Below are 14,412 nucleotides of genomic sequence, written 5' to 3' on the forward strand. Positions count from 1 at the left end.
CGACCCGGCCCCACGCCGGGTGCGGGCCGGGTGCGAGTGACGCCGCTCCTCACCGAATTCGGCGATGCCGTTGCGCCCGGACCGGGCGCACTCTCCACACATGCGCCTCCCACGAGCGGCGCTCGGGGCCGGAACCATCACCGTCCTGGTGGCATCGCTGATGCCCGTGCTGTTGTCAGGGGTCGGTGCGCACGCCGCCGACAACGACAGGAAGCCGCGGACCGGCACCGTCACCGTCACCGTCAAGGGACCCGCCGGCGTGCCCGGTCTGGTCCGGCTGCGCTCGGGCACGAAGGTCCGGGCGGTGACCAAGAAGCCGGCCGGCACCGTCCGCACGGTCAAGGTCAAGCTGCCGCCCGGGCGGTGGTCGGTCACCGCGCCCCAGGTCGTCGACGACTCCGCGCTCTACACGGCCACGGTCAGCCGCCGGGCGGTCCGCGTCCGCGCCGGGCGGACGGCGGCGGTCGCCGTCACCTTCCGGCGCGCGCCCTCGGTCTCCGGGCTGCAGGTCGAGCGGATCGAGTCCGCGCTGGTCGGCCTGACCTGGACCGGCCCGGCCGGCGGGGCGTCGTACCTGGTCCGCCGGGGGACGGGGCGCAGCCTCCGGCCACCGTCACCGGGGGCACTGCGGTGCCGGTGAGCGGCACCACCGCGACCGCCGACGGGTTGGCGCCGGACACGACCTACGCCTTCTCGGTGTTCGCGCGCCGGGGCAGCGGGGGCTGGGTCGGACCGGTCTCGACGACGGTGACCACACCGTCGGGGACCCCGGGGAGGAGGGTGCCGCGGTGGTGACCAATCCCGCGACGGTCACGGTGACCGACCCCGGCGAGGTCAGCACGACGGCGCTGAACGGTCGGCTGCGGACCACCATCCCGGCCGGGGTCACCCCGGTGGTCGGCCAGCCATGGATCCTTCCTCCGGCGCCCGGGATCGGCACCGGATACCTGGGCACCGTGGTGGCGCTCGCCGCCGACGGCAGGTCGGCGACGCTCGCCCCCGCCGGCCTCGCCGACGTCTTCGACTACGCCGACCTCGAGGTGCCCGACCTGGGCGCGGGGATCGACACCCTCGGCGGCCGCCGGGCGCGCGGCCGGGAGGCGGCGCCCGACGCGGTCGTCTCCTGCGGCGGGGGCGGCTCCGAGCGCTACACGATCGACCCCACGTTCGACCCGTTCGGACGGTTCTCCGCGAAGCTCGCGAAGTACAAGGTCCTCGGCAAGTCGATCCCGAAGGGGATGAGCTTCGACGCCGAGGTGGGCGTGGAGCTCGGGCTCAGCGCGACGGCCCAAGTCACCGCCGGCGCCTCCTGCGAGCTCGATCTCCCCAGCGTGCAGATGGCGTTCGCGATCGGCCCGGTGCCGATGCTGTTCCTGGTCGAGCCCTCCGTCGGCGGCAGCGTGAGCGGCAGCCTCGACGTGCGCGGCCTGGGCTTCACCGCCCGGCTGGGCGCGTCCTTCGACGGCTACCTGGGGATCGGCGACGACGAGCTCGACGGCGACCTGATCGCCGACGGGGACCTCAGCGACCCGGTGGTGAGCGACGTCAGCGGCTCCCTCTCCCTGGGGGCCGGGGTCAGCGCCACCCTGGGGATCGGCAGCAGCAACAAGAAGGCCGGCGCCGTGATCGGCCTGACCGCGACGCTGACGCCGCTGGAGGTGTCGGCGGCGCCCTATCCCGGCGGCGGGACCTGCCTGGAGATCGTGGCGTCGCGCAGCGCCGACATCGTCGTCGAGGCCCGCGCCTGGCTGGGCAGCTGGGACCTCTCCCGGTCGGTGGCGGTGCCGGGACTCGACGGGAGCAGCGAGTACGCCGGCAGCCCGTGGCGGGTGCCGTCCGGGTGCGGGGGACCGGCGGAGTACCGGATCGCCGAAGGCACCCTCGGGGTGGACTGGAGCTGGAGCGCGTCGTGCTCGAACGACCAGGGCGCGTGCGACGACGGGCCGGACTACACCTCCACCTTCACCTCGAGCGAGACCAGCTCGGCGCGGCTGCACGTCGCCGATCCAGGGGAGTGGGGCACGCAGTACGACGACTACCCGACGTACCTGACCGCGCCGATGGCCTTCGACTCGTGGAGCATGGACGCCACCACGACGCACCGCCAGTCCGGCTACGGCTGCAGCTGGACCTCCACCGACGAGACCGTCGGACCCGTCCAGTTCGGTGGGGCGTACTGGGAGAGCGCCGTGCAGGTGCAGGCCGGGAGCGAGGCGCCGCAGGTCGACCTGGGGGACTACTACTACTGGGGGAGCGAGAACCCGGAGGAGTGGACGTCGGGCTGGTGGTACTCCCTCGGGGCCTGGGACACCGACTTCTCCAACGAGTACCCACGCATCCGGGCCCGGTCGAGCTGGGCGAGCGGCGGGGACTGCGAGGGCACCGACAGCTACGAGTGGGACGTCAACCTGGAGTGGCTCACCCCCGGCTACTGGTGGAGCTGGCCCGAGGAGTCGCGGCGCTCCTCCCGCTCCTCGGTGGCGACTGAGCTGGAGGGCTGCACCGACGAGATCTGCCGGTGGCGGGTGGACGGCAGCGACACCCACCAGTACCGGTCCGACTACGCCGACTGGGGCTACAGCGGGTCGGGCGCGGCGACGGTCACCTGGTCCTACGTGATCGAGCGCCGCGCCCTGGAGTAGGCGCCCACCGGGCCTCCGCACCTGCGAGCCACCCCAGGGCGCTCGCGGGTGCGGAGGTCGCCGACCTCGTTCAGTCGCAGGTGGTGACCCGGACCTCCCCGTCCGCCGGGACGGTGGCGGCGAACTGGAGGACCCGGCGGGCCGGGCGGTAGCTGAACGGCACCCGCTTGCCCCCGACCTCGACCCGGCACGGGGTCCACGTCCGGCCGACACCGGCCAGCGTCGCCCGGAAGTCGTAGGTCCGGTCCTGGCTCGCCGCGAGTCCGAGGGTCCAGCCGTCCCGGGAGACCGTCGAGGTGTAGCTCTCGTCGGGGCCGAGGGTGCCGCGGGTCTCGCCGTTCCGGGGCGCGGCGAGGAGCACGCGGCGCTCGGCGTCGGTGAGGTCGACCAGACCCTCGACGTCCTCGCCGTACTCGCTGAGGGTGTCCACCGACCGGGGGAGCATCGGCACCACCGCACCGGCACGCAGGAAGAGCGGGATGGTGCTCAGCGGTGCCTTGGCCACCACGGTCCGCTGGCCGGCGGTGGCGGTCGTCCGGGTCAGCCTGAAGCTGCCGTCGTTCTTCAGCCGCCATGCGTCGGCGAGCTCGATCCACCGGCCGCGGGGCAGGTAGACCTTGCGGGTGCGGTCGCCGTCCTCGGTGACCGGCGCGACCAGGAGCGCCCGGCCGAACAGGTAGGAGTCGTCGGTCCGGACCGCCCTGGCGTCGCCGGGGTAGACCAGCGACAGGTGCCGCATGAGGGGGAGCCCGCGACCCTGGTACTCGTCCTGGCTGCCGGCCACGTAGGGGTAGAGCATCGTCCGCAGCCGGGCGTAGCGCTTCCAGATCGAGGCCACGGCAGGGTCGTCGACCTTGGGCGGCGTGGGCACGCCGATCTGGATGCCCCCGTTCTGCAGCCGCATCACGCCGGTGAAGGCGCCGTACTGGATCCAGCGGTTCAGCAGCTCGGTGGTGCGCTGGGGGTCACCCGGGAGGGTCATGAAGCCGCCGATGTCCGGGCCCCACACGGAGACGCCCGTCGTCGCCATCGTCAGACCCTGGGTGACCGACGAGCTCAGTCCGTCGAAGCCCCAGGTGGTCGAGGGTCGCCGCCCCAGACGATCGAGGACTCCTTGATGGCGTCGGTCCACCCGGAGCGGTTGAAGCGGAGCAGCGGCCTCGGCGCCTCCTCCTCGAACTCGCGGGCGGTGGCGTGGTACTGCTCGACGTACCGGTTGTGCATCGTCGGTCCCGGCGTGCCGTCGTCGGAGACGGCGGAGTCGGGGGAGTACTCGCCGAAGTCCTCCATCCACCCGTCGTAGCCGTGGTCGACCGACTCCTGGAGCAGGTCCTTGAAGTACTCCCGACCGGCCTCGCCCGAGAAGTCGACCTGGGAGATCGTGAAGTGGCGGGCGGTGGAGTAGGGGTAGGTCAGGGGAGAGCCGTCGGGGTTCCGGCTGAAGGCCCCCGCCTCGACCCCTCGTCGTACGCCGGCTGGTAGTTGGTGCACACCATCGGGTTGAAGTACGCCGTGGCCGCCACGCCGCGGTCATGGAGCGCCGTGGTGCGGGCCGTCTCCTTCACGGCGCCGTGGTCGTCCCCGCAGGGCAGGTAGTGCACGGACGTCTCCATCACCGACACCGGCACGCCCTGCGCGCGCTGCCGGTCCAGCTCGCCGGCCCAGTCGCTCGCGGCGGGCTGGAACCACGTGCCGTAGAGCGCCGGCGTGCTCGGCGCCGGCTGGCGGCCGACCGCCGCACTCATTCGGGCCAGCGCACGGGCGGGCGTCGGACCGCCGAAGACCCGGAGGTCGAGGCGGTCGGACTCGACGATGAAGCGGTTCACGCCGCGGTGGTCGGCGGTGTCGAGCTCGAAGGAGCTGTCCTCGTCGTTGTCGACCAGCACGCCGTAGCCGGAGGTGGACAACACCCACGGGACCGGGAAGTACGTCGAGTCCGGCCGGCTGCCCAGGCCCGGCGCCGGGACGAAGGTCTGCACGATGCGCGCCTGGTTGGCCGTGTACGGACCGTCCATGACCCGGTTCTCGACCTGGGTGCCACGGTGGTCGACGGCGTCGGACCGCTCACCGAGGCCGAGATAACGTTCGCCCTTTCCGGCCTCGAGATCGATCGACACGCCGGTGATCCCCTCGCCCGGGTCTCCACGGCGAGCGCGAAGACGCCGTCCCCGGCGGGGGTGACACTCACGGTGGCTCCCAGGGCCGGGTCCTCGGTGCCGAGCTCCACCGCCCCGTCCTGGACGGCGACCACCCGGTCGGCGATCACCCGACCGTCCTCGGTGACCACGGCGATCGCCCCGTCGGAGACCGAGGAGAGCACGGCGCCGTCGGCGTCGGTGAACTCCACCTGCCACCCTCCGCCGACCGGCGCGTTCACCACGGCGTGCAGATACCCGGACTGCTGCTCGATCGTCGCTGATCCGGGCGGCGCTGCGGAGGCGGCGGAGCCGTCGATGACGAGCAGGCCCCCCGCCATGGTGGCGCCGACGAGGCTGAGGCCCATGAGGGGGCCGACGAGGCGGCCGGCGCGGCGTCGGGCCTGTGAGGTGAGACACATGCGGCGGATTGTTGCAGACGCCGCCGGTGGCCGGACAGCGAACCAGGGAAAAGGCTGGTCGTTGTCCGGCACGCGGCGGCGGTCGAGGAGGCGGAGCCCGGGCTCCGGGTGACGCCGGTGAGGTGTGAGCCTCTAGGGCCGGGCCTCGTAGACGTTGTTGAACGGCGTCTCGGCGACCCGACGGAAGCGGGTGAACCCGGCATCGGTGACCACCTGCCGGATCGCCGCCTCCCCGGCCTGGGCACCCAGTGCGTAGCCACCCGCCTGGGAGACCGCGTTGGGAACGCAGAGGTAGGTCGAGAAGTTGTAGAAGACCCGCCCGACCGGGTTCAGGTTCGAGGTGACCGAGTCGCCGGCGGCCGGCTCCACGATCAGCCAGGTGCCGTCCGCGGCGAGCCCTTCGCGGACCCGGCGGGCCGCGGTGAGCGGGTCGCCCATGTCGTGCAGGCAGTCGAAGGTGGTCACCAGGTCGATCTCGCGGTCGGCGAGCTCCTGCGCGCTGGCCACCTGGAACCGGACCCGGTCGCCGACACCGGCGTCGGCAGCGCGTTCGCGGGCTGACTCGATGGAGCCCGCGTGCGGGTCGGACCCGACGAACCTGCTCTCCGGGAACGCCTCGGCCATCAGCAGGGTCGAGGCGCCATGACCGCAACCCAGGTCGGCGACGGTGCCGCCGCGCCGCAGCTTGGCCTCGACGTCCTCCAGCGCGGGGAGCCACTCGGTGAGCAGGTGCATCAGGTAGCCGGGACGGAAGAACCGCTCGCAGCCGGTGAACACGTCGCCGTCGTGCTCACCCCAGCCGAAGCCGGCGCCGGTCCGGAACGAGTCCTCGATCTGCTGCTGCGCCTTCAACGCACCCAGGGCGAGCTCGTAGGCGCCCGGCAGGAAGACCGGTCCGGACGGGTCGGTCAGGGCGAACGCCTGCTCCGGCGTCATCGAGTACGTCGACGTCGCGGCGTCGTACTCGACATACCCGCCGGCCGCCTGGCCGCGCAGCCACTCGTCGACGTGCCGGGGGTCGGTGCCGGTGGCCTCGGCGACCGTGCGGGCGTCACCGGGCTGTCGGGCCAGGGCGCGGTAGAGGCCGAGGCGGTCGCCGAGGACGACGTTGCCGGCGCCCATGGTGGCGCCCAGGTCGCCGACGAACCGGCCGACGAACGCCATCAGCGTGTCCATGTCGATCGCCGGGGTCTCGGTGTCGTGCTGTGCCGCCTCCTGGGCGGCGTGGTCGATCGTGGTCATCAGGGTCTCCCTGTCTCGGGCATCCAGGGTGGATGCTGGTGGGGGAACGGTGACCGGTGCCGGTTGCAGGCCGATTGCAACGGCGCTGCAACCGACGTCGGTGAAGGTGGGAGCCATGCGAGCCAGGGAGCCGGACCAGCAGGGATACGTCGAGCGCGACGGCCTGCGGATCGGCTACGAGACCTTCAACGACGCGGGCGCCGCCGGGCCGACGGTGGTGTTCGCGCCGATCGACCCGATCGTGCACAGCCGCGCCTGGAAGGCCCAGGTCCCCTACCTGGCCCAGCACTTCCGGGTGGTCACCATCGACCCGCGCGGCAACGGCCGCTCGGACCGGCCCACCGATCCGGGCGCCTACGACGACGCCGCGTTCGTCGGCGACACGGTGGCGGTGATGGACGCCCTGCACGTCGAGCGCGCCGTGCTGGTCGGGATCTGCCTCAGCGCCTGGCAGGCCCTGCTGACGGCGTCGGCGCACCCCGACCGGGTGCTGGGAGTGGTCGCCGTCGCTCCGTGGATCCGCGACGAGACGCCACCGTTGCCCGATCGGCTGGCGGCGGTGGAACGCTTCGACGACGAGCTGGCCTCCTACGAGGGCTGGTTCACGATGAACCGGCACTACTGGCGGGACAACTGGCCGTCGTACGCGGCGTTCTTCTTCGCACAGATGCTCCCCGAGCCGCACTCGACCAAGCAGCTCGAGGACGTCGTCGGGTTCGCGTGTGAGACCGACGCCGCCTGCATGATCGCCGAGCACCACGCCGCGCGGTGGACCGAGGACCCCGACGAGGCGGCCGCCCTGCTGCGGGAGATCGACCGGCCGGTGCTGGTGATCCAGGGGACCGAGGACCGCTGCCAGCCGCAGGCGCGGATGCAGGGGCTGGCCGAGCTGACCGGGGCCGAGCACCTGGTCCTCGACGGAGCCGGTCACCTGCCGATGGCGCGCGATCCGGTGGTGATCAACCGTGCGATCAAGCGCTTCGTGGACCGGGTCACCCACGCGACGCCTCCGCCCCGGCGGTGGACCCGCCCGCGAGACCGGCGGCCCCGGGTGCTCTACCTGAGCTCGCCGATTGGGCTGGGGCACGTTCGGCGTGACCTGGCGATCGCGGACGCGATGCGGGAGCAGCGGCCCGACCTGGAGGTGCAGTGGCTGACCCAGTCGCCGGTCGTGGACTTCCTGGAACGGCGCGGCGAGCTGGTCCACCCGGCCTCACGGCTCCTGGCCAGCGAGTCGGGCCACTTCGAGGCGGAGGCCGGCGAGCACGATCTCCACGCGTTCGACGCGGTGCGTCGGATGGACGAGGTGCAGGTCAACAACTTCATGGTCTTCGACGACCTGGTCGAGCGGGAGGAGTTCGACCTCTGGGTCGGTGACGAGGCCTGGGACCTGGACCACTTCCTGCACGAGAATCCAGGGCTCAAGCGCGCGCCCTTCGTCTGGATGACCGACTTCGTCGGCTGGGTACCGATGGCGGACGGCGGTGACCGCGAGGAGTTCCTGACCTCCGACTACAACGCGGAGATGGTGGAGCACGTGGCCCGCTTCCCCGCCCTGCGGGACCGTTCGGTCTTCGTCGGCGACCCCGGCGACGTGGTCGACCTGCCCCTGGGGCCCGGGCTGCCCGGCATCCGCGAGTGGACGGAGGCGCACTACGACTTCACCGGCTACGTGATGGGCAGGAGACCGGACCCCTCCCGGCGCGCCGAGCTGCGGGATCGGCTCGGGTACGCCGACGACGAGGTCGTCTGCCTGGTCAGCGTCGGTGGCTCCGGGGTCGGCGCACCGCTGCTGCGACGTGTCGTCGCGGCCCACGCCGAGGCGGGGCGCCACATCGACGGTCTGCGGATGGTGGTGGTGACCGGGCCGCGGATCCCGCCCGAGTCGCTCGACGTCCCGCCCGGGGTGGAGGTCCACGGCTTCCTGCCCGACCTCGACCTGCACCACGCCGCCTGCGACGTGGCCGTGGTCCAGGGCGGGCTCGGCACGACCATGGAGCTGACCGCGGCAGGCCGCCCCTTCCTCTACTTCCCGCTCGCGCACCACTTCGAGCAGCAGGTGCACGTGCGGCACCGGCTGGAGCGGCACCGGGCGGGCCGCGCCCTGGACTATCAAACGGCTGACCCCGGCCTGATCGCGGACGAGCTGGCCACTGCGCTGAGGACGCCGACCGACTACCTGCCGGTGCCGAGTGGCGGCGCCGACCGCGCGGCGCGGCTGGTCACCGAGCTGCTCTGAGGGGATCCGGGTGCAGCCCGGTGAGCCGGGCCGTAGTGGTGTTGGCTCGTGGTGGTGGCTCGAGTCGGGGAGCGAGCCGATCTCGCTGGGGGGTTCGACCCTGTCTCTCAGGTTCGTCGGTGGTAGCGGTGGTCGCCGTTGGGGAGTCGGGTGGTGGTGTAGGTGGGGTCGTGTTCGCGGTGGTGGTGGAAGGAGCAGAGCAACACCCCGTCGGCGAGGTCGGTCTTCCCGCCTTTCGACCAGGGGTCCAGATGATGGGCCTCGCACCAGCGGGCTGGGATGGTGCAACCCTCGCCGCGACACGTCTTGTCCCGCAGCCGTAGCGCGGTGCGTTGGGCTGTGGTGAACAGCCGGCGGGATCTGCCGAGGTCGAGGACTTCGGACTTGCCGCCGAGGACGGCGGGGAGGATCTTGGCGGTGCAGGCCAGCCGGCGGGCTGCGTGGGCGCTGATCCGCTGCTCCCCGTCGGTGTCATGGCTGGGGTCGAGCAGCCCGGCCGTGCCGAGGTCGCGAGTGAGCTGGGTGTGGTCGATGGTGACGACCACGGTGGTGGCGTCCCCACCGTGGTCGGGCAGCTTCGCCGGGTCGAGGTGCTCCAACAGCGCCCCGAACGCGAGGCCGCGGGCGTGGTGCTGCGGCAGCCGCTCGGCGCCTGGGTCTTGTTGGCGGGGTGAGGTGAACGCATCCAAGTAGGTCGCAAGTCGTGCCGCGACCGGGTCGGGGACCAGGGCGGTGATCCGGGTCAGCCCGTCGCCCAGGGACCGGATCCGCAGGCTGGTCTTGGCGTGCGCGGCGGCCTCCAATGCGGCGAGGCGTTTGGCGTCTTCCTCTTCGGCGATCTCGGGGGCGACGACGTCGAGGATCCGGTCCGCGAGGCGGCGCAGCTCCCTCGGACCGAACCCACCCTCGGGCACGCCCTCACGTTCCCCGGTGCCGTACGCCACCAGATCGGCCTCAGCCCGCCGCCGCGCCTTGGTGTCGATCCGGGCCGGCAGGGCGTCCAGTCCGGTGGTGATCACCCGCGCCTGTTCCAGGGACAGTGCACCGCGGGCCATCGCCGCCCCCACCCGCGGCCAAGACTCGTCGATCGAGGTGGCGACCTTCGACTCCGCACGCAACCGGCCGGGGTCGGTGCCGGTCCGCAACGCCACCCACCCCGCGACATCCCGCGCCCCATGCGTCGAGGCGACATCGGCCGACGCGGCCAGGACCCGCATCCGCAGCTCCACGACCTGCGCCTCCAACGCGACCAACCCGCTCAGCAGCGCCTCGCGTTCGGGCATGGTGAGGAACCCGGGCTGACGCTCCGCGACCTCAGCCAACGCGTCTCGGCACGCCGCGACCGCCTCGCCCAGCGGGGTGCGGGTGCCGGTCAGCGACATCGGGAGAACCTTCCGAGACAGGTGCAGCAGATGCCCTGATTCTACGCGAACTCGAACACCAGTTCGACCCCTGCCGAGAGGTTTGTGTAACCGTTCTTGCAGGTCAGAGCCTGTTTTCCACAGTCGACCGGGTCCTGACTGGCTGGCCGTGGTGCTCGTGATGCTCGAGGGAGCCCGCTTCACTCGGGGCCACGCCGACAGCCCGCCCGCTTGTCGCGATGGGGTCGCCGAGCTCGCCGTGGTGCGGCAGCACCAGCAGCCGTAGCCGTCATTTCGAACCGCCCCGCGGTCCGGCTCAGAGCCGGTCGGCCCGCGCCCGGATCGACGCCCACGACCCGGCCACCGCCGAGCTCAGGTCGTCCAGCCGGTGCCGGGCGAGCAGGTAGGCGTCCGCCCCGATCACCCAGGCGCCGCCCGCCGGGCACTGCACCGCGTCCAACCCGGCCCGCGCCGCTACGAGCTCGTCGGTCGATCCGGTCGCGGCGGCGACCACGGCGCGGCAGACCAGGCCACCGGCCGCCGGCATCCGCGGGTCGGCCCCCGCCAGCCCGCTGCGGGCGATGGACTCGGCCTCCTCCCGGTCGCCGGTCTCGAGCAGGGTCGCCGCCAGCAGCCCGGCCGCCGTGGCGTGCCACCACGGGTGCAGCGCGGGCGAGGTCGCGGCCAGCGCTTCGCGACCGACGCGCCGGGCCGCGTCCGGGTCGCCGGCGAGGCGCGCGAACCAGGCGTCGTACGCGCGCAGGTAGCCGGCGTAGGCGCCGTAGCCGCTGCGCCGGTTGATCTGCGCCGCCTCCGCGACCGTCGCGTGCGCGTCCTCCCAGCGGTCCTCCGCGGCGGCGACGAAGGCGGACTCGAAGACGACCCACTGCAGCAGCCACTGGTCGCCGCTGGTCCGGACCAGCGACTCCAGCTCGGTCACCACGGTCCGCAACCGATCGGCGTCTCCGAGATGGAAGAGCACCGTCTTGAGGCCGTCCAGGGCACGGATCACGCCGTCCCGGGACCGTGCCGCGCGCGCCCGCGCGAGACCTCGCTCCGCCTGGGCGAGCGCGGTCGCCAGGTGCAACCGGCCGGCTTCGAGGATCACCATCCTGCCGGTGAAGTCGGCTTCGGCACGCCGGTCGCCGATCTCGGCCGCGATCGCCAGCCCGGCCTCCAGCGGCGCGGTCAGCTCGTCGGGGGGTAGGCGCAGCGCGACGGCGGCATCACCTCCGCGCGCTCGCAGCGCGGCCATCTCCAGGCGCCGGTCGCCGTCGGCGCGGGCGAGGTCGAGTGCGGCGTCGACGTCGGCCAAGACCCGTTCATACAGCGCTTGGGCGTCGTGGGCCGTGCTGCGCGCGAGGTGGGCACGCGCCCGGGTGGAGGCCGGGGCGGGGACGCCGAGCGCTCGGTCGAGCAGTTCGAGCGCGTCGTCCACGGCGGCGCGGCGCAGGGTGGACTCCCCGGCGAGCAGCCACCCGAGGGCCGCCCGCGAATCGTCCCCGGCGGCGTGGGCGTGTTCGGCCATCACCTCCGGCTGTTGTGCGGTCAGGTCGGCGGCCCGTCGGTGGTAGGCGACCGCCAGGGCAGGCGGCAGCGCATCGTGGACGCACACCTGGATCAGGTCATTGGCGAACTCGTACTGGTGGTCGCTGCGCAGCAGCAGGCAGACCCGGACCAGCTCCTCGCAGGCGCGGGTGGCGGCGACCTCGGAGGTCTCGGCGAGTGCGGCGACCTGCACCGGGTCGATCCGCCGGCGCAGCACGGAGGCGGTCTCGACGACCTGCCGCGTCGGCGGTTCGAGCCGCTCGACCCGGGCCAGCACGGCGGCGGCGAGGGACGCCGGCACACCGGTGTCGCCGTGGGCGAGAGCCCGCAACGACTCGACGACGCTCAACGCGTGACCCGCCGTCCGGGACATCACCTGGTCGGCGTGCACCGTCAGTCCGGCGCGTGCAGCCAGCGCCTCCACCGCCGACCGGGGGAGCGGACCAACCGGCAGCACCGTGGCGCGGTCGAGGAGGCCGGTGACGACGTGGTCCTCCTCCGCGCGCACCGCTGCGACGAGCAGCACGCTGACCCCGGCCAGCCTCCGGGCGAGGTAGCCGAGCAGGTCGATCGTCGCCGAGCCACCGTCGTGCAGGTCGTCGATGGTCAACAGGACCGGACGGTCGACCGACAGCCGGCGCAGCGCGGCGAGCACCGCCTCGTAGGCCCGCCGCCGCTGGTGCTCGGCCTCGATGGCGAGCGCCGGCCCCCGACCGACCAACGGAGCGAGGTCGGGGACCAGAGCGGTCCAGGCGGCCTCGTGGCCGGTGACCAGACCGACCAGGCGAGCCGCCGGGACCTCCGTCAGCACCGGCCGCAGCGCGTCCAGGAAGGGTTGCAGGAAGAGCGATCGCTCCACCGGGTGGCAGCGGCCGCCGAGGACCAGGCCCCCGGTGTCGCGGGCCAGCGCGACAGCGGCCTCCAGGAGCCGGGTCTTGCCGATCCCGGCCTCGCCCCGGACCAGCACCAGCCGTCCGGCCTCGGCATCGGCGAGACTCGCCCATGCCCGCTCGAGGACCGCGAGCTCATCGCCCCGCCCGACCAGCGCTGGCCCGGTCGGGTGTGCCCGACCGGTCGACTCGGGGGTGAGTGCCTGCTCCCGCAGCACTGCCGCGTGCAATGCCGCCGTCTCCTGGTCCGGCAGCGTGCCGAGCTCCTCGCGCAGACGCCGGAGGAGGTCGTCGTGCGCGGCCAGAGCGGCGCTGGGACGGCCGTCCGCGACCAGGGCCCGGATCAGGTCCCGCACCGCGCGCTCGTCGAGCGGGTCCGCCGCCACCGCGTCCGCGGCGACCGCGGCGGCCTGACCGGTCTCGAGCGGCAGCAGGGCCGCGGTCAGCCGGTGCCGCGCCGCGCGCCGCAGCTCGTCGGCCTCCCGGCGTACCGCCTGCACCCATGCCGCGTCCTCCTCGTCGACCAGGGCCGGTTGGTCGCCGAGCAGGTCCAGGGCGGCCCGGGCCGCGGTGGCGGCGAGCAGCGGCTCACCCGCGGCCTCCCGGCCGGCCGCCTCGGCGAGCAACCGCTCGGCCTCGTCGAGGTCGAGCGTCCAGCCGCCGTCGGGGTCCAGCCCGTAGGCGCCCGCACCGCCGACCAGTACGCCGGGGCCCAGCCGACGCCGCGCCCGGCTGACCAGGGTGGCGACGTTGGCCGCGGGGTCCACCGGCGCGGCCTCCGGCCAGAGCACCTCGACGATCCGGTCCAGCCCGATCGGGGCTCCCCGCCCGGCGGCCAGCAGCGCGATCAGGGTGCGCGCCTTCCGGGAGCCCAGCGCCTGCCCCCGCACGGCGCCCTCGTCGAGATCGATCGCGAGCGCGGAGGCCAGTCGGATCCGCACCGCCATCCGGTCTCCTCTCCCGCCGGTCCCATGCTGCCGCGCCGGAAGGGAGACGTACAGGTCCGCCCGTTCCCGCCTCCGCGTGAATCTAGGCTGAGCCGGCGGCGGCGCCTCGCGGCCGTCCCGCACTCGCGAGGAGCAGGTCGCAGGCGCCGATCAGCCGCTCGCGCAGCACCGCGCCGCGCTCGGCGAACCCGCGCTGCTGCGCCACGTACTCCTGCTTGCCGTCGGGGTCTCGATCCGGATCGGGTCGAAACCCAGGTCGGTCAGGTCGTACGGCGCCGCCCGCATGTCCATCGTCCGGATCTCCCAGGCCAGCTCGAAGCAGTCGGCCACCAGATCGGAGGAGACCAGCGGGGAGAGCCGGAAGGCGTGCTTGTAGAGGTCCATCCCGGCGTGCAGGCAACCGGGCTGCTCGAAGTCGGCGCGGTCGTCGCGGCCGGGGGCGAGGACGTTGAGCGGCCGCGCCGGCTCGGTGAAGAAGCGGTAGGCGTCGAAGTGGGAGCACACCACGCGGTGGCGCTCCACCACCTCGTCGGTCGCCGCCGAGCCCAGGCGCAGCGGCCAGGCGTTGTGCCGCAGCTGGTCCGCGGTCTGCCGGTAGACCATCGCCCACTCGTGCAGACCGAAGCAGCCCAGGTGCGGGCTCCGGCCGGCGGTGGCCGTCATCAGGTTCCGCAGCTGGCGCAGCAGACGGAGCCGGTCGACGAGGTGGGCCTCGGACACCGTGCCGGCGTCGTACCCGTTGAGGGCGTCGTACTCGGGGGCGTCGGCGAGGCCCACGCCGTACCCGGGGTGCCAGCGGCGGAGCTGTGCCGGCCGGAAGGAGTAGTAGGTGAAGAGGAAGTCGTGCACCGGGTGCCGGACCCTCGCCTCCCGGCGGGCCAGGTGCGGCGCGACGTAGGCGTCGATCCGGGCCGCGTGTGACGCGGCCCGCGCCTGCCAGTCCTCGCGCTGCAGCACCTCCACGGTCGACCAGGGTAGGTCGATAG

At 73.4% G+C, this 14,412-nt stretch carries 11 protein-coding genes; 4 read left to right on the forward strand and 7 right to left on the reverse strand.

Annotation, left to right across the window (positions count from 1 at the left end):
- Positions 1 to 100 precede the first annotated feature (100 nt).
- From FIV43_RS02410 to FIV43_RS02415, 3 genes are read left to right on the forward strand one after another with little or no spacing between them, the layout of a single operon-like run.
- Positions 101 to 640 carry a hypothetical protein gene (locus FIV43_RS02410; protein WP_141012835.1) on the forward strand — a complete coding sequence of 180 codons (540 nt, stop codon included), beginning with the start codon at positions 101 to 103 and terminating at the stop codon, positions 638 to 640.
- Positions 637 to 795: a hypothetical protein gene (locus FIV43_RS20760; protein WP_181407651.1), complete on the forward strand. Its 159-nt coding sequence runs from the start codon at positions 637 to 639 to the stop codon at positions 793 to 795. Before FIV43_RS02410 ends, FIV43_RS20760 begins: the two co-directional genes overlap by 4 nt.
- The gene (locus tag FIV43_RS02415; RefSeq protein WP_141012836.1) at positions 789 to 2,642 is read left to right on the forward strand and encodes a hypothetical protein; all 1,854 of its coding nucleotides are present in this window, start codon (positions 789 to 791) and stop codon (positions 2,640 to 2,642) included. The genes FIV43_RS20760 and FIV43_RS02415 overlap by 7 nt, the downstream gene beginning before the upstream one ends.
- Positions 2,643 to 2,712: 70 nt before the next feature.
- Here the strand turns inward: FIV43_RS02415 and FIV43_RS02420 are convergent, their stop codons facing one another.
- The 4 genes from FIV43_RS02420 to FIV43_RS02435 form a co-directional block, all read right to left on the reverse strand.
- Complete coding sequence (locus FIV43_RS02420; RefSeq protein WP_141012837.1) at positions 2,713 to 3,672, reverse strand: TIM-barrel domain-containing protein; 960 nt, start codon at positions 3,670 to 3,672, stop codon at positions 2,713 to 2,715.
- A gap of 26 nt (positions 3,673 to 3,698) precedes the next feature.
- The gene (locus FIV43_RS02425; protein ID WP_141012838.1) at positions 3,699 to 4,133 is read right to left on the reverse strand and encodes a TIM-barrel domain-containing protein; all 435 of its coding nucleotides are present in this window, start codon (positions 4,131 to 4,133) and stop codon (positions 3,699 to 3,701) included.
- On the reverse strand, positions 4,055 to 4,759 hold the full coding sequence (locus FIV43_RS20765) for a hypothetical protein (protein WP_181407652.1): 705 nt from the start codon (positions 4,757 to 4,759) through the stop codon (positions 4,055 to 4,057). Before FIV43_RS20765 ends, FIV43_RS02425 begins: the two co-directional genes overlap by 79 nt.
- Before the next feature lie 572 nt (positions 4,760 to 5,331).
- Positions 5,332 to 6,441 (reverse strand): class I SAM-dependent methyltransferase, encoded by a 1,110-nt coding sequence (locus FIV43_RS02435; protein ID WP_181407653.1) that lies wholly within the window; start codon positions 6,439 to 6,441, stop codon positions 5,332 to 5,334.
- A gap of 115 nt (positions 6,442 to 6,556) precedes the next feature.
- Here FIV43_RS02435 and FIV43_RS02440 point away from each other — a divergent pair, with 115 nt between their 5' ends.
- The gene (locus FIV43_RS02440) at positions 6,557 to 8,680 is read left to right on the forward strand and encodes an alpha/beta hydrolase (RefSeq protein ID WP_141012839.1); all 2,124 of its coding nucleotides are present in this window, start codon (positions 6,557 to 6,559) and stop codon (positions 8,678 to 8,680) included.
- A 107-nt stretch (positions 8,681 to 8,787) separates the two neighbouring features.
- On the opposite strand, the gene FIV43_RS02445 is transcribed toward FIV43_RS02440, so the two are convergent.
- The 3 genes from FIV43_RS02445 to FIV43_RS02455 all read right to left on the reverse strand — a co-directional run bounded on the left by FIV43_RS02445 (position 8,788) and on the right by FIV43_RS02455 (position 14,389).
- Positions 8,788 to 10,062 (reverse strand): HNH endonuclease signature motif containing protein, encoded by a 1,275-nt coding sequence (locus tag FIV43_RS02445; protein WP_141012840.1) that lies wholly within the window; start codon positions 10,060 to 10,062, stop codon positions 8,788 to 8,790.
- Between the two features lie 295 nt (positions 10,063 to 10,357).
- Positions 10,358 to 13,426 carry an ATP-binding protein gene (locus FIV43_RS02450; protein WP_141012841.1) on the reverse strand — a complete coding sequence of 1,023 codons (3,069 nt, stop codon included), beginning with the start codon at positions 13,424 to 13,426 and terminating at the stop codon, positions 10,358 to 10,360.
- Between the two features lie 150 nt (positions 13,427 to 13,576).
- On the reverse strand, positions 13,577 to 14,389 hold the full coding sequence (locus FIV43_RS02455; protein WP_231123640.1) for a 3-methyladenine DNA glycosylase: 813 nt from the start codon (positions 14,387 to 14,389) through the stop codon (positions 13,577 to 13,579).
- Positions 14,390 to 14,412: the final 23 nt, after the last annotated feature.

It is taken from the genome of Nocardioides sambongensis, from assembly GCF_006494815.1.
Classification (GTDB): Bacteria; Actinomycetota; Actinomycetes; order Propionibacteriales; family Nocardioidaceae; genus Nocardioides; species Nocardioides sambongensis.

Coding starts and splice junctions, on each gene's coding strand:
- FIV43_RS02420 (WP_141012837.1), bottom strand. CDS start 3,672: ATGGCGACGACGGGCGTCTCCGTGTGGGGCCCGGACATCGGCGGCTTC.
- FIV43_RS02435 (WP_181407653.1), bottom strand. CDS start 6,441: ATGACCACGATCGACCACGCCGCCCAGGAGGCGGCACAGCACGACACC.
- FIV43_RS02445 (WP_141012840.1), bottom strand. CDS start 10,062: ATGTCGCTGACCGGCACCCGCACCCCGCTGGGCGAGGCGGTCGCGGCG.
- FIV43_RS02410 (WP_141012835.1), top strand. CDS start 101: ATGCGCCTCCCACGAGCGGCGCTCGGGGCCGGAACCATCACCGTCCTG.
- FIV43_RS02450 (WP_141012841.1), bottom strand. CDS start 13,426: ATGGCGGTGCGGATCCGACTGGCCTCCGCGCTCGCGATCGATCTCGAC.
- FIV43_RS02440 (WP_141012839.1), top strand. CDS start 6,557: ATGCGAGCCAGGGAGCCGGACCAGCAGGGATACGTCGAGCGCGACGGC.